At 71.9% G+C, this 19,220-nt stretch carries 16 protein-coding genes; 9 read left to right on the top strand and 7 right to left on the bottom strand.

Annotated features, from left to right (window positions below):
- Positions 1-110: 110 nt before the first annotated feature.
- Both AB0I60_RS23260 and mptB read right to left on the bottom strand, forming a co-directional pair.
- Entirely contained in the window at positions 111-3,794 is a 3,684-nt protein-coding gene (locus AB0I60_RS23260) for a patatin-like protein (RefSeq protein ID WP_360732894.1), read from the bottom strand.
- A gap of 172 nt (positions 3,795-3,966) precedes the next feature.
- Positions 3,967-5,550: a polyprenol phosphomannose-dependent alpha 1,6 mannosyltransferase MptB gene (mptB, locus tag AB0I60_RS23255; RefSeq protein WP_360732893.1), complete on the bottom strand. Its 1,584-nt coding sequence runs from the start codon at positions 5,548-5,550 to the stop codon at positions 3,967-3,969.
- Positions 5,551-5,645: 95 nt separating this feature from the next.
- Between mptB and AB0I60_RS23250 the strand changes: the two genes are divergently transcribed.
- The 8 genes from AB0I60_RS23250 to AB0I60_RS23215 all read left to right on the top strand — a co-directional run bounded on the left by AB0I60_RS23250 (position 5,646) and on the right by AB0I60_RS23215 (position 12,352).
- Positions 5,646-6,374: a metalloregulator ArsR/SmtB family transcription factor gene (locus AB0I60_RS23250; RefSeq protein WP_360732891.1), complete on the top strand. Its 729-nt coding sequence runs from the start codon at positions 5,646-5,648 to the stop codon at positions 6,372-6,374.
- Positions 6,371-7,816 (top strand): Fe-S cluster assembly protein SufB, encoded by a 1,446-nt coding sequence (sufB, locus tag AB0I60_RS23245; RefSeq protein WP_360732889.1) that lies wholly within the window; start codon positions 6,371-6,373, stop codon positions 7,814-7,816. Before AB0I60_RS23250 ends, sufB begins: the two co-directional genes overlap by 4 nt.
- A gap of 1 nt (position 7,817) precedes the next feature.
- Complete coding sequence (gene sufD / locus AB0I60_RS23240; protein WP_360732888.1) at positions 7,818-8,993, top strand: Fe-S cluster assembly protein SufD; 1,176 nt, start codon at positions 7,818-7,820, stop codon at positions 8,991-8,993.
- The gene (locus AB0I60_RS23235) at positions 8,990-9,322 is read left to right on the top strand and encodes a non-heme iron oxygenase ferredoxin subunit (protein ID WP_360732886.1); all 333 of its coding nucleotides are present in this window, start codon (positions 8,990-8,992) and stop codon (positions 9,320-9,322) included. Before sufD ends, AB0I60_RS23235 begins: the two co-directional genes overlap by 4 nt.
- Before the next feature lie 46 nt (positions 9,323-9,368).
- Complete coding sequence (sufC, locus tag AB0I60_RS23230; RefSeq protein WP_360732884.1) at positions 9,369-10,142, top strand: Fe-S cluster assembly ATPase SufC; 774 nt, start codon at positions 9,369-9,371, stop codon at positions 10,140-10,142.
- A gap of 48 nt (positions 10,143-10,190) precedes the next feature.
- On the top strand, positions 10,191-11,471 hold the full coding sequence (locus AB0I60_RS23225) for a cysteine desulfurase (RefSeq protein ID WP_360732882.1): 1,281 nt from the start codon (positions 10,191-10,193) through the stop codon (positions 11,469-11,471).
- A complete protein-coding gene (gene sufU, locus AB0I60_RS23220; RefSeq protein WP_360732880.1) occupies positions 11,472-11,915 on the top strand; it encodes a Fe-S cluster assembly sulfur transfer protein SufU in 444 nt (147 codons plus the stop codon). It begins immediately after the preceding gene.
- 83 nt (positions 11,916-11,998) lie between these two features.
- Positions 11,999-12,352: a metal-sulfur cluster assembly factor gene (locus AB0I60_RS23215; protein ID WP_360733364.1), complete on the top strand. Its 354-nt coding sequence runs from the start codon at positions 11,999-12,001 to the stop codon at positions 12,350-12,352.
- A 74-nt stretch (positions 12,353-12,426) separates the two neighbouring features.
- On the opposite strand, the gene AB0I60_RS23210 is transcribed toward AB0I60_RS23215, so the two are convergent.
- Positions 12,427-12,630, bottom strand: coding sequence for a hypothetical protein (locus tag AB0I60_RS23210; protein ID WP_360732879.1), 204 nt, complete (start codon positions 12,628-12,630; stop codon positions 12,427-12,429).
- A gap of 103 nt (positions 12,631-12,733) precedes the next feature.
- On the opposite strand from AB0I60_RS23210, the gene AB0I60_RS23205 reads away from it, so the two are divergent.
- Positions 12,734-13,567: a DUF5753 domain-containing protein gene (locus AB0I60_RS23205; RefSeq protein WP_360732877.1), complete on the top strand. Its 834-nt coding sequence runs from the start codon at positions 12,734-12,736 to the stop codon at positions 13,565-13,567.
- Positions 13,568-13,694: 127 nt separating this feature from the next.
- On the opposite strand, the gene AB0I60_RS23200 is transcribed toward AB0I60_RS23205, so the two are convergent.
- The 4 genes from AB0I60_RS23200 to AB0I60_RS23185 all read right to left on the bottom strand — a co-directional run bounded on the left by AB0I60_RS23200 (position 13,695) and on the right by AB0I60_RS23185 (position 18,706).
- On the bottom strand, positions 13,695-14,813 hold the full coding sequence (locus AB0I60_RS23200) for a glutamate--cysteine ligase (protein ID WP_360732875.1): 1,119 nt from the start codon (positions 14,811-14,813) through the stop codon (positions 13,695-13,697).
- A gap of 90 nt (positions 14,814-14,903) precedes the next feature.
- On the bottom strand, positions 14,904-16,607 hold the full coding sequence (locus AB0I60_RS23195) for a GGDEF domain-containing protein (RefSeq protein WP_360732873.1): 1,704 nt from the start codon (positions 16,605-16,607) through the stop codon (positions 14,904-14,906).
- A gap of 42 nt (positions 16,608-16,649) precedes the next feature.
- A complete protein-coding gene (locus AB0I60_RS23190) occupies positions 16,650-17,732 on the bottom strand; it encodes a lycopene cyclase family protein (protein WP_360732871.1) in 1,083 nt (360 codons plus the stop codon).
- Positions 17,732-18,706, bottom strand: coding sequence for an MASE1 domain-containing protein (locus AB0I60_RS23185; protein ID WP_360732869.1), 975 nt, complete (start codon positions 18,704-18,706; stop codon positions 17,732-17,734). The genes AB0I60_RS23190 and AB0I60_RS23185 overlap by 1 nt, the downstream gene beginning before the upstream one ends.
- Positions 18,707-19,220 lie beyond the last annotated feature (514 nt).

The raw sequence follows: 19,220 nt of genomic DNA, 5'->3' as shown, positions 1-19,220 counted from the left end.
GGTCGCCGTTCGGTCGCCGGGCTGCTGGGCCGAGAGCCACCGCACCTCCGCCGTCCGGCCCAATCCCGCCGTCCGGCCCAACCGGCGTCCGGCCGACGGCATCGCAGGGGTCAGTCGTCGTCCTCGCCGGTCGCCTGGAGGTGGGCGATGCGCTGGGCCACCCGCAGGCCGGCCGGACCGAGCACCGGCTTGCCGTGACCGTCCACAGTGGTCAGGAAGCGGAACAGCATCGCGTGCCCCTCCAACCGCTTGAGCAGACCTTCCGCCACGTTGCCCGCGAAGTCGACGAACGACGCCTGTTCCACCAGGTTGCGGGTGATCCGCCGCCGCGCCTTCAACGGCACCCACCACGTGGTCACCAGCAGCAGCACCAGGCCGAACGACAGCGCCGTCGCCAGCACCGCCTCCCAGCCGACGAACCGGAGCGTGAACACCTGCACGGCCGCGCCGAGCACCAACAGCAGCGCCCCGTACACGGCGGCCCACCCGGCCGTCGCGGCGGCGGGCGGCTCGGCGTTCTCGGTGGCCCACACGCCGTCCACCTGGCGCCAGCGCTGGAGCGAACGGCCCAGCCGCAGCGACACCACCGCGCCGAACACGATCGCCACCACCGTGCCGACCACCACGAGGGTCGCGTCCACGTCGTAGAGCCGGTAGCGCACCACGGCCCAGATCCCGGCCACGATCAGCGCCACCACCAGCACCCGCACCAGCAGCCGGGGCCTGAGCCGGATCCTCTTGAGCACCGCCAGCGGCGTGCCGACCGGCGCGGGCAGGCTGCCGATCACCAGCAACCCCAGCACGACCAGCACCACGCCGCCGAGGGCGACCATGCCGGTCAGGCCCTGCTCGGCGGTCACGCCCGACCCCATCGCCGCCCGCGTCCGGTCCACGGCGACCGCCGTCAGCGGGATCACCGGCGACAGCAGCACCAGGCCGTGCAGCAACGTCCCGGTGCGCAGCGCGGCGTAGCCGAACGCGGCCAGCAGCGTGGCGCTGCCGAACGCCGCCGCCGGCCCCACCGCCCACGGCGGCAGCAGGTCGAACAGCGCCAGCACCAGCAGCGCCCCGCCCAGCGCGAACCCGAGCAGCCCGAGGAACTGCGCCAGCCGCCCGCCCCGGGTCAACCCGGTGATGGTCCAGTACGGCAGCAGCGCCGCCCCGCGCAGCGTCCGGGTCAGCGGTTTCGCGGGCCCGAGCCCGGAGTTCTCGCTGTCCGCCACGGTGATCGCCACCGCCGCGGCGGTCGCGGCGGTCCGGATCACCTGGTCGCTGGACGCCTCCTGGGACAGCGGCTCGCGCCCGATCCCGGCCCGGTCGAACGCGGCCAGCGCCTCCATGCCGATCTCCACCCGCTGCGCGTCGGTGCGCACCGGCAGCCGCGCCAGCAGCGCCGCCTGCTCCTCCAGGAACAGCTCGCCGCGCGAGCGCCGGTCCGCGCCCTCGCTGCGGTCGGCCAGGATCGAGGCCCGCAGCGCGGGCAGCTCCTCGCAGATGATCCGCACGTGCAGCCCCCACGCGGCCAGCTCCGCCAGCGCCTCGCACGTCGGCGGGTGGTCGCCGCCGGAGCTGTCGTACAGCGCCGCCAGGTCGGTGACCGCCCGCTCCACCAGGGGTTCCAGCGACGCGGGCAGCCCCTCGCCGAACAGCTTGCGCACCAGGTGCTCGACGCGGTCGCGGGCGCGCTCGGCGGCGGGCGCGTCCGACGGCGTCAGCCGGTCGATCCGCATCAGCCGCTTCGGGTCGAACACGACCTTGCACAGCATGGTCGCCCCGTCGACCCGGCCCCAGATCCAGTCGTTGACCCGCCAGGACCGCTTCAGGAACCCGGAGAACCGGCTCAGCGACGCCCCGCCCGCCTTGTCGTCGGGCGTGGTGCTGTGCTCGGCGAACGCGTTGCGGGTCTGGAGGCTGATCTGCACCAGGTCGACCGCCTGGTCCATGCCGCTGCGCGAGTCGTCGGCCAGGCAGGTCACCGCGACCTCCAGGGCGAGCGCGCGGGACAGCAGCAACTCGTCGCCCAGCAGCCCGGCGGCGGTCTCGTCGTCGGTGCGCGGCTGGGCCAGCAGCTCCCGCCACGACACCAGCCCGGCCATGCGCACCCGGTCGTCGTCCAGCTCGCCGAGCACGTCCCGCGCGTCGCCGAGGATGGCGGCGATCCGGTCCACCTGGGCGCGCACCCTCTGCCCGACCGAGTCCGCCGCGCCGTCGGCGCCCGCCGGCCCGGTGGGCAGCATTCCGGCCGCGAACGCCTCGACCCGGCCCTCCCAGTACTGCTGGTTGAGCGCCTGCGCCCGGCCGGTCGTCCACTGCCCGTCCAGCTCGGCGCGCGCCGCCCGCAGCCCGGCGCGCAGGTCGTAGAGGTTGGTCCGGGCCTGGGCGAGCCGGTCGGCGCCGGGCAGGTCCTTCGGCACCACCCACACCAGCCGCTTGAGCAGGTCCATCGCCGCCGCCGAGAGCCGGTCGGCCATCCCGATGCCCCACGGCCAGCCGCGCTCGGGCAGCGGGGCCGGCTGCGGACTGCCCGGCACGTAGGGCAGGCCGCCCCACTGGGCCAGGTAGGACCGCTGCGCGGCCTCGGCCGAGGCGCGCACCCGCTCGAAGGTCCAGCCGGCGGCGTTCGCGCCCGGCACCTCGAACTGGCGGGAGGTGACGTCCCGGGCGGCGTGCCGGATCCGGATGTCCTCGTAGTGGTCGTGCAGCGTGGCCGCGAGCCCGTAGAGCTTCGCCACCACCGCACCGCCCGAGGCGAGCCGGTCCAGCAGCGCGCTGCGCCCGCCGCGCCGCGACGCCGCCAGCCGGTTGTGCTCCTCGATCCGCTCGACGTAGGTGCGCCCGCTCTGGCTGGTCAGCGCGCCGAGCAGGCGCGCGCCCGTGCCGATCGTGCTGGGCGGCTTGCCGTCGACCGGGGCGGTCGGCGCGTCGGCGTCCTCCTTCGCGTGCGGGAAGACCAGGAGCATCACCCGCCGCACGGGCCCCTCGGCCGGCATCCGGTCGATGGCCTCCAACGCCTCCTTGGTCGGCGTGTTGACCAGCACGCCGCCGTCCACGGCGTACCGCGACCGGTTGTCGGTGCCGTTGGCCCACGACGCGACCTCGGCCATGTTGGGCCGCCCGTTGTCCGTCTCCGGTCCCACGGGCACGTAAGACGGTTCGAACGCGAACGGGAACGACGCGGAGGACCGGGCCGCCAGCGCCATCCGGTCCACCAGCGTCGGCAGCCGGTCGGCGGTGAAGTCGTCCTGCCCGTTGGGCTCCCGCCGGAACGAGAAGCTGCCCTGGTAGGACGACTGGACCAGGGCCTGCCCGAGGTCGTCGTAGGTGACCGTCGGCACGCCCCCGAGCAGCGTGGTGGTGATCCGCAGGTCCACGGGCCGCTCGTCGGCGGGGGTGGGGGAGAAGTCGGTGGTCAGCCGGTCCAGCGCCTCCTGCAACCGGGGCAGGAAGAACTCGTCGCCCTTGAGCAGCGAGACCGGCGACCCCCGGAACGGGGTGCGCAGCAGCTGTTCCATCCGGCCCTGCTCGGCCCACAGGTCGCGCAGGCGCTCCAGCTTGGCGTTCGCGTTGACCTGCGACAGCGCCAGCGCGGCCCCGTTGATGCCGCCGGCCGAGGTGCCGGTGATCACGTCCGCGCGGGCCGTGCTGCCGACCAGGTCCAGCAGGTCGGCGTACACCCCGTCGCCCCGGGTGAGCCGGTCGAGCTCCAGGACGACACCGCCCATCCACACGGCCAGGCTGACCCCGCCGTTGAGCACGACGGCAAACCGGATCTGCTCGTGCGGCACGTCGGCCATCACACGCTCCCTCCCCGGACGTGCGGGCGATCTTCCCAGGTACCGGTAAGTCGCCCGCCGGGACCAACGGGTTACGCCCCGATCGGGTCACCTTCCCACCGCACGCACGTCCGGGAACCGGACGCCGTGCCGCGCACCCGAACGGCCGCACGCCACGAGCGCGCCGAGGGGGTCAGGCGGCGTCGGGCACCGGGTCGCGCCGGATCAGCGGCATCACCTGCTTGCGCGCCACGAAGACGCACAGCAGGAACGCGAGCACCGAGGCCGCCACCGCCTGCGGGACGATGTAGGCCCGCCCGTCGAACGCCGCGCCCGTGGGCGGCAGCACCACCGCGACCACCGCGCTGGTGACCATGGCGAACATCCGGAACCGCTTCGCCAGCACGGCAGTGGCCAGCGGCAACGCCGCCCACAGCACGTACCAGGGCTGCAACACCGGCCCGAGCACGAGCACCGCGCCCAACCCGGCGCCCAGCCCGTTGACGGCCTTGATCCGCCCCTTGAACGCCTTCCACAGCAGCAGGCCCGCGATCACCACGGACACGGCCTGCGTGACCAGCCGCATCAGCGCGATCATCGAGTCCGTGTGGTTGCCCAGCCCGAGCAGCAGCCCCAGCCCGCCGCCCATGAAGCCCATGGCGGTCGGCGGCGACATCCAGCTCTTCACGGTCCCGGCCACGTTGAGCGTCGAGATCCAGCCGAACCCCAGCCCGGTGCCCAGGCACGTCCCGACCATCACCACCCCGGAGACCACGCCCAGCAGCAGCGCGGCCTTCACCAGGTCGAGGAACGACCCGCCCATCCGCCGGGCGATCATCACCCCGAGGAACCCGAGCGCGAGCGCGGCGGGGATCTTCACCGCCGCGCCGAAGGTGATCATCGTCGCGCCGAGCGCGATCCACAGCAGCTCTTCCCGGGTCATCGGCGACCCCGGCACCACCGGCATCTTCCGCAGCGCCAGTTCCAGGCCGACCAGCATCAGCCCGATCGCCAGGCCCTCGTTGTGCACGCCCACGACCAGGTGGAACAGCACCAGCGGGTTGGCCGCGCCGAGCCACAGCGCGCTGACCGGCGGCACGCCGAAGCGCCGCGCCAGGCGGGGCAGCGCCCACACGATCATCGCCAGGCCGACCAGGACGAGCAGGCGGTGCAGGAAGATGCCCGGCAGCACGCTGTCGCCGGTCACCATCGAGATGACCCGGCCCATGGCCAGGAACAGCGGCCCGTAGGGCGCGGGCGTCTCGCGCCAGATGTTCGGCACGTTCCAGGTCAGCGGGTGGTCCACGCCCAGCGCGCTCTGCGGCCCCAGCTCGTAGGGGTCCTGCCCGTTGGCGGCGATCTGCGACTGGGCGAGGTAGCTGTACACGTCACGGCTGAACATCGGCAGGACGAACACCAGCGGGGTGATCCACATCAGCAGCGTGCGGTCGAGCTGGCTGCGCGAGACCAGCCGGGGCCGGCCCGGCCGGGCGAACCTGCCCAGCCACAGCCACGCCGACACGACCAGGAACACCCCGGTCCACACCACGGCCATCGAGGCGGTCGACATCCGGGGGAACAGGCCGAGCACCGGGGTGCCCGGCAGCGGGCTGAACACCGGGGCCGCGCCCGCGCCCAGCGAGCCCACGAACATCAGCAGCGCGCCGACCGTGCCCCAGCGGCGGATGATGTCGAGCTGCCGCCGTTCACGGGTGTCCAGCGGCGCTGCCTCGCCCAACCCGTCCCGGTCCGCCATCACCAATCCGCCCGCCGTCACGCCCGAAGGGTAGCGACCGCCCCCGGCACGTGAGTCGGGTCACCCGATCCGGGCTGATCTTTGCGAGCACCGGGGAAATACGCAACACTGGTGTTGTGAAAAACGTCGGGAGCGATCCGACCGCCGTGCCCCCCGGGCACGACGGGCGCACCCGGCACGCCGTCGCACGCCTGCTGCTGGAGCAGGGCCCGATCGCCGCGGCCTCGGTCGCGGAGGAGCTGGGCCTGAGCCCCGCCGCGGTGCGCCGGCACATCGACGCGCTGGTGGCCGACGGGGAAGCGGTCGGCAGGGAGGCCCCGCGCCGGGGTCAGCGCGGCCGGGGGCGCCCGGCCAAGCTGTTCCTGCTGACCGAGCAGGGCAGGTCCCGGTTCGGGCACGCCTACGACGACCTCGCCGTCGCGGCCCTGAGGTTCCTCGCCGAGCAGGGCGGGGAGGAGGCGGTACGAGCCTTCGCCGAGCGCCGGGTGTCCGCACTCGTCGACCAGCACCGGGCCGCCATCGTGGCGCAGCCGGGCCCGGCCGGGCGGGCGCAGGCCCTCGCGGTCGCGCTGACCAGGGAGGGCTACGCTGCCTCGGCGCGACACGTGGGGGCGGGCGAGCAGCTGTGCCAGCACCTGTGCCCGGTCGCGCACGTGGCCGCCGAGTTCCCGCAGCTGTGCGAGACCGAGACGGCGGCGTTCGCCGACCTGCTCGGCACCCACGTGCAGCGCCTGGCGACGATCGCCCGGGGCGACGCCGTGTGCACGACCCACATCCCGAACACACCCCCGATCACCGTCGGCGAGACCGACCCACGACCTTCAGATGGAGGGGAGCCCGCATGACTGCCGCTGCCGAGCAGCGCACCACCACAGCCCCGCTCACCCAGGAAGAGACCCTGGCGAGCATCGGCAACTACGAGTTCGGCTGGTCGGACTCGGACGTGGCAGGCGCGAGCGCCCGTCGTGGTCTGAACGAGGACGTCGTCCGGGACATCTCGGCGAAGAAGGCCGAGCCCGAGTGGATGCTCGACTTCCGCCTCAAGGCGCTGCGCCTGTTCGACCGCAAGCCGATGCCGACCTGGGGGTCGGACCTGTCGGCGATCGACTTCGACAACATCAAGTACTTCGTCCGGTCGACCGAGAAGCAGGCCCAGACCTGGGAGGACCTGCCGGACGACATCAAGAACACCTACGACAAGCTGGGCATCCCGGAGGCGGAGAAGCAGCGCCTGGTCTCCGGTGTCGCCGCCCAGTACGAGTCCGAGGTGGTCTACCACAAGATCAACGAGGAGCTGGAGCGCCAGGGCGTCATCTTCCTGGACACCGACACGGGCCTCAAGGAGCACCCGGAGCTCTTCCAGGAGTACTTCGGCTCGGTCATCCCCTCCGGTGACAACAAGTTCTCCGCGCTCAACTCGGCGGTGTGGTCCGGCGGCTCGTTCATCTACGTGCCGAAGGGCGTGCACGTGGAGATCCCGCTCCAGGCGTACTTCCGGATCAACACCGAGAACATGGGCCAGTTCGAGCGGACCCTGATCATCGTCGACGAGGGCGCCTACGTGCACTACGTCGAGGGCTGCACCGCGCCGATCTACTCCTCGGACTCGCTGCACTCCGCGGTCGTGGAGATCGTCGTGAAGAAGGGTGGCCGCTGCCGCTACACGACCATCCAGAACTGGTCGAACAACGTCTACAACCTGGTCACCAAGCGCGCCAAGGCCGAAGAGGGCGCGACCATGGAGTGGATCGACGGCAACATCGGCTCCAAGGTCACCATGAAGTACCCGGCCGTGTTCCTGATGGGCGAGCACGCCAAGGGCGAGGTGCTCTCCATCGCCTTCGCGGGCGAGGGCCAGCACCAGGACGCCGGCGCGAAGATGGTCCACATGGCACCGCACACGTCGTCCACCATCGTGTCCAAGTCGGTGGCGCGCGGCGGCGGCCGGACCTCCTACCGGGGCCTGGTCCAGGTCAACAAGCGGGCGCACCACTCGAAGTCCACGGTCAAGTGCGACGCGCTGCTGGTCGACAACATCAGCCGCTCCGACACCTACCCGTACGTCGACGTCCGCGAGGACGACGTGTCGATGGGCCACGAGGCCACCGTCTCCAAGGTGTCCGAGGACCAGCTGTTCTACCTGATGTCGCGCGGCCTGGACGAGGACGAGGCCATGGCGATGATCGTGCGCGGGTTCGTCGAGCCCATCGCGCGCGAGCTGCCCATGGAGTACGCCCTCGAGCTGAACCGCCTGATCGAGCTGCAGATGGAAGGGGCCGTCGGCTGACATGGCCGTCACGACTGAGGACCAGCAACACGGCCTGACGGCCCACTCCCACGGCGCGGGCGTGCCGATCTCCTCGCGCGCGGACCACTTCACGTCGTTCGACGTGGACGCGTTCGAGGTGCCCGGCGGCCGGGAGGAGATCTGGCGCTTCACGCCGATGAAGCGCCTGGCCGGCCTGCACACCGGCGTGCCCGCCACGGGCACCGCGACCGTCGAGGTCAAGGCCGCCGACGGCGTCCGGGTCGAGACCGCCGCCAAGGGCGACGAGCGCCTGGGCACCGCCGGCACCCCCGGCGACCGGATCGCCGCGCAGGCGTGGACCTCGTTCACCGAGGCCACCGTCGTCACGCTGCCCAAGGACACCAAGGTCGGGCCGACCACCGTCACGGTGACCGGTCCCGGCCTGGGCCAGGTCGCCTACGGGCACCTCCAGGTCCGGGCCGAGCAGTTCGCCGAGGCCGTCGTGGTGGTCGACCACCGGGGCTCCGGCGCGTACGCGGACAACGTGGAGTTCGTCGTCGCCGACGGCGCACACCTGACCGTCGTGGCGATCCAGGACTGGGCCGACGACGCGGTGCACGTCTCCGCGCACCACGCGGAGCTGGGCCGCGACGCCACGTTCAAGCACACCGTCATCACCCTGGGCGGCGACCTGGTCCGGCTCACCCCGGTGGTCACCTACACCGGGCGCGGCGGCGACGCGGAGCTGCTCGGGCTGTACTTCGCCGACGCGGGCCAGCACCTGGAGCACCGCACGTTCGTGGACCACGCGGTGTCCAACTGCCGCAGCAACGTGGTCTACAAGGGTGCCCTCCAGGGCGACGACGCGCACACCGTGTGGATCGGCGACGTGCTGATCCGCGCGGCGGCCGAGGGCACCGAGACCTTCGAGCTCAACCGCAACCTGGTGCTCACCGACGGCGCGCGCGCCGACTCGGTGCCGAACCTGGAGATCGAGACCGGCGAGATCGAGGGCGCGGGCCACGCCAGCGCCACCGGCCGGTTCGACGACGAGCAGCTGTTCTACCTGCAGGCCCGGGGCATCCCGGAGGAGCAGGCCCGGCGGCTGGTCGTGCGCGGCTTCTTCCACGAGATCCTGCTCAAGATCGGCGTCCCCGAGGTGCGCGAGCGCCTGGAAGCCGCGATCGAGGCGGAGCTGGAAGCGGTGGGCGCGTGATCCGGGTGTGCTCGCTGTCCGACCTCGACGACCGCAAGCCGGTCGCGTTCGAGGTCGGCGACGAGTACACCCCCGTGCTGCTCGTCCGCGACGGCGGGTCCGTCCACGCGCTGCGCGACCTCTGCACCCACGCCGAGGTCGCGCTGTCCGAAGGCGACGTGACCCGCAAGGGCGTCGAGTGCTGGCTGCACGGGTCGTGCTTCGACCTGCGCACCGGCCGCCCCTCGTCCCCGCCCGCGACGGAACCGGTCGACGTCTTCGCCGTCGACCTCCGTGGCGGCGACGTCTACGTGGACGTCACCGCCACCCTGAACGCCACCACGAACTGACTTCCGAGCGCCCCACCCGGCGCACACCAGGAGAACTGAGCACCACATGGCCACTCTGGAGATCAAGGACCTGCACGTCTCGGTGACCACCGACGAGGCGTCCAAGGAGATCCTCAAGGGCGTCGACCTGACCATCAAGGCCGGCGAGACCCACGCGATCATGGGTCCGAACGGCTCGGGCAAGTCGACCCTGTCCTACGCCATCGCCGGTCACCCCAAGTACGAGATCACCTCCGGCAGCGTGACGCTGGACGGCGAGGACGTGCTGGAGATGTCGGTGGACGAGCGGGCCCGCGCGGGCCTGTTCCTCGCCATGCAGTACCCGGTCGAGGTCCCCGGCGTCTCGATGTCGAACTTCCTGCGCACCGCCGCCACCGCCGTGCGCGGCGAGGCCCCGAACCTGCGGCACTGGGTCAAGGAGGTCAAGGGCGCGATGTCCGACCTGGACATCGACCCGGCCTTCGCCGAGCGCTCGGTCAACGAGGGCTTCTCCGGCGGCGAGAAGAAGCGCCACGAGATCCTCCAGCTCGGCCTGCTCAAGCCGAAGATCGCCATCCTCGACGAGACCGACTCCGGCCTGGACGTCGACGCGCTGCGCGTGGTGTCCGAGGGCGTCAACAAGTTCAAGGCGTCCGGCGAGGCCGGCGTCATGCTGATCACCCACTACACCCGCATCCTCAAGTACATCCAGCCCGACTTCGTGCACGTGTTCGCCAACGGCCGGATCGCCGAGTCCGGTGGCCGCGAGCTGGCCGACCAGCTGGAGGAGCAGGGTTACGTGAAGTACACCGGCAACCAGGAAGCCGCCAAGGTCGGCTGACGTTGTCCTGTTCGTGAGATCAACAGTTCGAGAGGAGGCGTCGGAGTCGTGACCACCACCGCTGCTCCGCTGGACGTCGCTGCCGTGCGCGCGGACTTCCCGATCCTGGGACGCACCGTGCGCGAGGGCAAGCGGCTGGTGTACCTGGACTCCGGTGCCACCTCGCAACGGCCCACGCAGGTCCTCGACGCCGAACGGGCGTTCCTGGAGACCGCCAACGCCGCCGTGCACCGGGGCGCGCACCAGCTCGCCGAGGAGGCGACCGACGCCTACGAGGGCGCGCGGGCGAGGATCGCCGCGTTCGTAGGCGTCGACTTCGACGAGGTCGTCTTCACCAAGAACGCCACCGAGGGCATCAACCTCGTCGCGTACGCGATGGGCAACGCCTCGGTCGCCGGCCCCGAGGCCGCGCGGTTCCGGCTCGGCCCCGGCGACGAGGTCGTGGTGACCGAGATGGAGCACCACGCGAACCTCGTGCCGTGGCAGCAGCTCGCGCAGCGCACCGGGGCGACCCTGCGCTGGTTCGGCGTGACCGACGAGGGCAGGCTCGACCTGTCCGACGTGGACTCGCTGATCACCGAGCGGACCAAGGTCGTCGCGCTCACCCACCAGTCCAACGTGCTCGGCACGGTCAACCCCGTGCGGTCCATCGTGGACAAGGCGCACGCGGTCGGCGCGCTCACCGTGCTCGACGCGTGCCAGTCGGTGCCGCACGGCCCGGTCGACTTCCGGGCGCTGGGCGTGGACTTCGCGGTGTTCTCCGGCCACAAGATGCTCGGCCCGTCCGGCGTCGGCGTCCTCTACGGGCGCCACGAGCTGCTGGCGGCGCTGCCGCCGTTCCTCACCGGCGGGTCGATGATCGAGATGGTGCAGATGGCGGGCTCGACGTTCGCCCCGCCGCCGCAGCGCTTCGAGGCCGGCGTGCCGATGACGTCGCAGGCGGTGGCGCTCGGCGCGGCCGTGGACTACCTCGGCGCGATCGGCATGGACCGCGTCGCCGCGCACGAGCACGTGCTCACCGAGGCGGCCCTGCGCGGGCTCGCCGAGGTCCCCGGCGTCCGGGTAGTCGGCCCGCTCGACCTGGAGGACCGGGGCGGCGCGGTGTCGTTCGTGGTCGACGGGGTGCACGCGCACGACGTCGGCCAGGTGCTCGACAGCCTCGGCATCGCGGTCCGCGTGGGCCACCACTGCGCGTGGCCGCTGCACCGGCGGATGGACGCCGCCGCCACCGTGCGCGCGAGCTTCTACCTGTACAACACGCTGGACGAGGTGCACGCCCTGGTGGACGGCGTGCGCGAGGCCCAGCGGTTCTTCGGGGTGGTGGCGTAGGTGCAGCTCCAGCAGATGTACCAGGAGATCATCCTGGACCACTACAAGAACCCGCACGGCCGGGGCCTGCGCGACCCGTACGACGCCGAGTCGCACCAGATCAACCCGACCTGCGGCGACGAGGTCACGCTCCGGGTGAAGCTGGACGGCGAGCGCGTCGCCGACGTGTCCTACGACGGCCAGGGCTGCTCGATCAGCCAGGCGTCCACCTCGGTGCTGACCGACCTGGTGGTCGGCAGGCCGGTGGGGGAGGCGTTCGAGAAGATGGACGCCTTCGTGGAGCTGATGCACGGCCGGGGCAAGGTCGAGCCCGACGAGGACGTGCTGGAGGACGGCATCGCGTTCGCCGGCGTGGCGAAGTACCCGGCCCGCGTGAAGTGCGCCCTGCTGGGCTGGATGGCTTTCAAGGACGCGGTGGCCCGCAGCGAAGGAGCAACGGCATGACCTCCCCGGACAAGACCACCGAGAACAGCACCGCCCCGGAGGCGTCGGCCCCGGGTGACGACGTGGTGCGCGGCGTCGGCGGGATGCCCGAGCCGCCCGCGCCGAAGGCGGACCTGCCCAGCGTGGACGACCTCGAAGAGGCCATGCGCGACGTGGTCGACCCCGAACTCGGCATCAACGTGGTCGACCTGGGCCTGGTCTACGACATCCGCGTGGACGCCGACAACGTGGCGCTGATCGACATGACCCTGACGTCGGCCGCGTGCCCGCTGACCGACGTCATCGAGGACCAGACCCGCACCGCCCTCACCGGCGGACCGGGCGGCGGCATCGTCGACGACTTCCGCATCAACTGGGTCTGGATGCCCCCGTGGGGCCCGGAGAAGATCACCGATGACGGCCGCGAGCAGCTCCGCGCCCTCGGCTTCACGGTCTAGGCCCTCCTCCCCGCACGACCACCGACAGCGGTCGCCATCCCCGTGGCGACCGCTGTCGGCGTTCCCCCACCGGGTCAGCCGCCGGCGTTCATCAACCGCAACGCCTCCGCCCCCTCGCTGAGCAGCCGTGCCAACGCCTCGGGCGTGAACAGCAGCTCGACGGACCCGTCCCCGAACGTGAACTGCACGGCGTCCGCGTGCAGCTCGCTCTTGATCGGCGAACTCCCGTCCACCATCGCCCACTGGTGGGCCACCACCCCTTGCACCGATCCCGCCATGCGTCGACCCTCCCTTGATCGCTATCGTCCTGTGCGCAGGACACGACTAGCGTACCGACTGCAAAGCAAGATTCCATTGCTCGAACGGGTGAGGTGAACGACGGTGGTCGACCCGCTGATCTCACGACTCCGGTGCGGCGAGCTGGCCAGGCAGCTCCGCCGCGCGGCCCGCCTCGAACCCGGCCGCGCGGAGAGCCTGCTCAGGGACCTGCGACCGGGGTTCTACGCCACCAAGCTCTCCAAGATCGAGAACGGTGTGATCGCGCCCGCGCCCGGCGACGTCGAAGCGATGGTCACCCTCTACCGGCCCTCCGCCGAGCGGACCGGCGCGTTCCGCGCCCTGGCCCAGGACGCCCGGCGCAGGGCACGCCCCGGGGCCACGGTCGGCGCACGGGCCAAGCAATACCTGGCCCTGGAGCGGCTCGCCGTCGAGATCCGCATGGTCTACAACGAGATCCCCGGCCTGCTCCAGACCCGCGAGTACGCCCACGCGCTGATGACCGCCTCACCCCTGGTCGTCACGTCCAAAGTGGACGCACTCGCCGAGGAGCGGGCGGAGCGGGGCCGCACCGTCCTGCGCCCCGACGGCCCGCGCGTGTGGGTCGCCCTCGGCGAGGACGGCCTCACCCGCTCCAGCGGCGGCCCGGCCACCCTGCGCCGCCAGCTCGAACACCTCCGCGAGACCGCGCACCTGCCCAACGTCGCCTTCCGCGTGATCACCCGCTCCGCCGGCAACGTCGCGGCGCTCGGCCTGCCGTTCACGCTGCTGCGCCTCGCGGGCGGCAAGTCGATCGCCTTCGTGGCCAACATCGCCCGCAGCGACTGCGTGAAGTCGACCGCCCCGTTCCTCACCGCGTTCCGCAACGCCTGGGAACGCGCCACCCACGAGCACGAGTCGACCGCGATCCTGGACGCCCGGATCGCCGAGCTGCGCTAGGAGCTGTTCGGGGGTTCGGATCATGTGGTCGAGGTCAGGGTCTCCAGCCACATGACCGCTCCTCGTAGGTGCAGTTCGGCTTCGTGGCTTTGCGGTGCCTTGTCGTGGCATCCCGGGTCTGGCCGTCTTACGTCTGCGCCACCAGCAAATCCACCACGTCGCCCAGCTCGCCCCGCCGGGTGAACGCCCGGCGCTGCCGCGCCGCGCCGCCGCCGTCCAGCAGCAGCCGCCCCACGCCGTCGTCCACCAGCTCCTCGTCCCCGCTCGCCCGCAGGGCCGGCCGGACCCACTCCACCAGCGCCCGCACCAGGTCCGCCGCCGCCACCAGCCGCCCGGTGTGCGGCTCGACGCCGGCCCCCTCGACGCCGTCCCGCGCGGCGCGCCACAGCGCCGCGCGCAGCACCAGGTCCGAGACGGGGAACGCCGCCGCCCCCGAGAGGGCGACCGCCGCGATGCCCCGCACCAGCGCCGCGACCAGCACGGCCTCCTCGACGGTCGCGCCCACGTCGCACACCCGCAGCTCGACGGTCGGGTGGCTGGCGGACAGCCGGACGTCCCAGTAGACCATCCCGACGTCCATCGCCGCCCCGGACGTGCGCAACGTGTGCGTCGCCAGGTGGTAGTCCTCCGCCGAGGCGAACCACGGCGGTGCCCCGGCCGAGGGCCACGGGCTCCACGACAGGTACCGCCAGCTCGCGTACCCGGTGTCCCGCCCCTCCGAGAACGGCGAGTTCGCGCTGATCGACAGCAGCACCGGCAGCCACTGCCGCAGGTGGTTGGCGATCCGCACCCCGCTCTCCTCGTCGGGGATGCCGACGTGCACGTGGCAGCCGCAGATGATGAGCGCGTCGATCAGCGACCCGTACCGGTGCTCGATGTCGCGGTAGCGCTGGCGGTCGGTCAGCGGCGGCGGCCGGGTCCCGCCCAGCACCGGCGTCCCGGTCGCCACGATCCTGGCCCCGTGCGCCTCCGCGAGCCCGCGCAGCGCCCGCCGGGACTGCACGAGCTGCGCCCGGACCTCGTCCATGGTCCGGCACACCGCAGTCGCGCTCTCCACCTGGTAGCGGGTCATCTCGGCCTGCAGGTCGAGCACCCCGTCGGAGTCTCCCAACACCTCGCCCGCCACCGGCGTCAACGCCCCGGTGACCGCGTCCACGAGCAGGAACTCCTCTTCCACGCCGACCGACAACGCGGCGTCGAACTCGGTTCGCGGGCGCGGCAGCGCGCTGACGTCGACTTCGCTCACCAGGGGCCTCCCTGCGGTGGGTAGTCATCCTGATGCTATGAGTGGTCAGCTCGGGTGCACATGCATCGTTGCGGTGAACTTCCGAGCCGCCTAGCTGACCGCCAAATGCGCGCCACCCCGCAGTACGTCCACGTGGTCGCTGCCCGGACGGCCCAACACCCAACTGTTGCCGCGCAACGACTTCGCGTGCTCCTTCAACGGGGCGAGCAGCCGGGAGACCTCCCGGTACGAACTCACCGACCCCGCCGCGCACACGAGCGTCGCCAAAGACAGGGTTACCGCGTGGCCCTCTGCGTCAAACGGCGTATCCAACACACCCGCCGCGTAAGGCACGATCTCGTTCAGCCCGGCCACGACGAGGAAGTCGTCACCGCCGACGTGCCCTACCTGCACGCCGGGGAACGCCGGCGCACCGTCCGACAACGTCCGCCCCAACGCCCTGATCAGGTCGTCGCCGGCCGCGAACCCCACCGAGTCGTTGACCCGCTTGAACGCGTCGACGTCCAGCCACCCCACCGCGAAGATCTCACCGGACAGGATCCGCCGGTCGACCTCGCGCGCGATCGAGTCGCTGCCGGGCAGCCTGGTCAGCGGGCTCAGCGCCGCCGCCTGCTCCACCTTCATCTCCGCGACGCCGCGCACCACGTCGGCCACCCGCACCACGCCCACGCACCGGTCGTCCCCGTCCACGACCACCAGGTCGTCGTTGGTGCGCTCGCGGTTGGTGTGCGCGACCACGTCGAGCATCTCCATGGCCGTCGACCCGGCCCCGATCACGCGCGGCTTGTCGGCCAGCCGCGCCGCCTCCCGCTTGGCGTGCAGCGCGTGCCCGAACGGCCCGGTCACGGCGAGCAGGAACCGGTTGCGGTCCACCGTCCACGCCGGGCGGCCGTCGTCGTCGACCAGCACCACCCCGGTCACCGACGGCTGGGACGCCAGCACGTCCCGCACGGCCTCGGACGTCGCCGACTCGGGCAGGGTCGTCGCCGGGTGCAGGAAGTCGGTCACCTTGGGGCCCGCCTTGCGGCGCAGCGGCCGGGTGGACGTCTTGGCCGTCGCCTCCGGGTCGTTGACCTCGCTGAGCACGGCCGAGATGGTCGCGTCGACCTTCGGCCGGCGCTGCGCGGCGGCCAGCAGGTTGCCCTGGGCCAGCCGCACGCCCAGCCGGCGCAGCGCCGCGAGCTGCGGCTCGGTCTCCACCCCCTCCGCGACCAGCAGCGACCCGGTCGCCTCGCACAGGTGCTGCAAGCCCTGGACCAGCGCGAACCGCGCCGGGTCGGCGGCCAGCTCCTGGACCACCTCGCGGTCCAGCTTCACCACCTCGGGCTGCACCTCGGCCAGCAGCGACAGCGGGGCGTCGCCCTCGCCGACCCCGTCCAGGCCGAGCTTGAAGCCGTCGTGGCGCAGCCGCTCCAGGCCCCGGACCAGCCGGTGGCGCGGCGCGCGCGAGTAGGGCGTGCCGACCTCGACCACCAGGTCGGCGGCCGGCCGCCCGGCGTCGCGCAGCGCCGAGTAGAGGGGAGCGAGGTGCTCCGGCTTGTCCGCGATCGTCATCGCGAGCAGGTTGACGTGCAGCGGGAGGGTGAAGTCGTGATCGGCCGCGCTGCGGATCGCACGGCAGGCGAGGGCCACATCGGTGTTCGCCAAGTACCCCGCACGGAACGCCATGCGGAGCAGATCCTGCACGCTGCCGTCGTGCGGGCGGGCCAGTGCCTCGACCGCGACGACCCCTCCGGTGTTGAGGTTGAACAGCGGCTGGAAGGCGAAGCGAACGTCATCCAGCAGAGCGGGCACGTCAGCAGATCCTGCCCGGTCGATCTTGTCTTGCCCAGAGCGTTAACCCGGAGTTCGCACACCTTTGGCCGAGCGCACGGACAATGCCATCCGGCCGCGCAACCCCCACCCCGCCGAGCGGAACAGCGCGGACATCGCGCCGGCGGTGCCGCGCAGGTCGGAGCGGTTCCCCAGGTAATCGCGCTGACGATTCCGGGGCAGGTGGAAGAACAGGTCGAAGAATTCCGGAACCTCCTCGGGTCGCATGGCGAGGACGGCGGCCAACCCGAACCGGCGCAGCGCGTGCACCGCGCGGGCACCCGCCGGCCACACCACCCGGTCCACCGGCACCCCGTCCGCGATCGCCCGCGCCACCTCCGGCGCGAGCCGCAGCGCGTCCGCCACGCTGTACCCGGTGGCCGGGTGCACCATCCCCGCCGCCGCGCCGAACGCGCCCGGCCGGGGCCGCGCAGCCAGCGGGACGCGCACCCGCTCCTCGGCCCGGGGAAGCGGGATCCCGTGCGCCGCGAGGCGCGCGTGCAACCGCAACCGCAGCTCCGCCACCGGCAGCCCCGGCCGACGCGCGAGCGAGGTCTCCTCCAGCAGCACCCCGCCACCCGGCACCGGGATGCCGTACAAGAACGTCGGGTCCGGCGACCCCGCCGCCGGCGGCTTGCGCCAATCCATCACCAGCGCCTCGTCGGCACCGACGAACGGGGCCGCCTGCTCCGCCGGCACCACCACGCCCACCGCGTGCTGCGCCACCCGCCCCGAAGCGCCCGACGCGTCCACCACCACACCCGCCCGCAGCACCTGCCCGTCACGCAGCACCACGTGCCCGTCACCCCGTTCGGCCACCAGGCCCCGCACCACGCGCACATCGTCCGGGAGCCGCCGCAACCGCTCGTTGTCCAACACCGCGTACCCGCGCGCGATCCGGTGCTCCGAGGCCGCGAACACCCGCGACCTCGACGTCGACACCGCCACCGGAGCACCCGCCGGAAGCTCGTCCGCCCACGCGGCGTAGGTCGCCCGCCACGGGCGTTCCGGGTTCGGGTCGACCAACGACGTGACCAGCCCGCGCGCCGAGCACGCCGACGCCAACGCCCGCCCGGCCGGACCCCCGCCGACCACCAGCACGTCCACTAGCGGCCCTCGGGACGTTCCGGGCGGACCCCGTTGCCCAACAGCAACGGCCGGTACGCCTCCACCACGTCGGTGAGTTGCGCGCACGTCCGCTCGATCGCCCGCCGTGCCTCGTTGCGCTCCGAGATCACCGCGCTCAACACCAACGTCGTCAACGCCACCGTGCCGTTGAACGCCTGCAACGTCACCATCCTGCTCAGCAGGTCCAAGCTGGCGAACGGCCCGATCCCCGCCGCCGCGCCGCGCGCCGCCATCACCGTGGCGATCAACGCGCACGGCGCCGCGCCGATGTGCTGGAAGCGCAGCGCACCCCAGATGGCGAACGGGAAGACCAGGTACAGCAACCGCAACGGGCTGCTCGCCGCTACCACCATGACGCCCGTGGTGGACACGATCAGCGCCACCGCCTCCCACAGCCGCGCCGACCGCACCGGGAACCGCAGCCTGCGCACCGCCAGGACCAGCGGCACCAGGATCAGCACGCCCATCGCGTCGCCCGTCCACCACACCGACCAGGTGGGCCAGAAGTCCGCCGACCGCACCGTGCCCGACAGCAGCAGCGCGCCGGTGCCGATCGTGGCGCTGACCGCCATCCCGGCGAACGCGCCCAGGAACACCAGCGTCAGGGCGTCGCGCGTGCGGTCGATCTCGGTGCGGAAGCCCGAGTGCTTGAGCAGCAGCAAGGCGACCACCGGACCCAGCGTGTTGCCGACGCTGATCAGGAACGCCGAGCTGCTGTCGCCCAGCGTCACGTTCACGACGAACGCCGCGACGGCGATCCCGGGCCACATCCGGACGCCACCGACCATCAGCGCCAGCAGCGCGATGCCCGTGGGCGGCCACAGCGGTGTCACCTGGTCGTTGACCAACGCCTGCAGGAGACCGAGGCGTGCGCCCGTGTAGTAGCAAGCGGCGACCACGACGAGGTGGATGCCGTACCTGCCCCACGGGCGGAGTCGAGGGGAGAGCAGCACCCGGACAGCATCCTCCGAGTCGGCCCCGGACACCACGTCTAGCTGCGGAGATGCCCTGACCGACCCCCCGATTTCACTATCCCGGAGCACTCGTGTAAGTTTCTCCCTGCCAGCGCGGAACGGGCCGGAAAACACCGGGGCGGAGCGCAGGACAAGCAAACTGAATGCGAAGCGGGTTTGACGCGGAGCCGAGAAGCCAAAACGGCCGATTTGACACCGCGAAAACGAACGAGCTAAGCTTCCAGCAACACAAACGGAAACACCAGCCCCGGAATGAACCGCGGTAAGACGCGGAACACGATGGTGAGCGCGTGTTCTTTGAGAACTCAACAGCGTGCCGAATAGCCAGTAAATTTATGAACCTCGTCAAGAGGTTTCCTTTGAGATTGACTGGACAACTGACATTCAAGTGGACCATGTTCCGGTCTGCGAGTCAGTGTTGTTCGAGCGATCAAACACAATCCTTATTGGAGAGTTTGATCCTGGCTCAGGACGAACGCTGGCGGCGTGCTTA

It is taken from the genome of Actinosynnema sp. NPDC050436 (assembly GCF_040655415.1).
Taxonomy (GTDB): domain Bacteria; phylum Actinomycetota; class Actinomycetes; order Mycobacteriales; family Pseudonocardiaceae; genus Actinosynnema.
The sequence above is the reverse complement of the archived record's forward strand: the minus strand, read 5'-3'. Positions and strand labels throughout refer to the sequence as shown.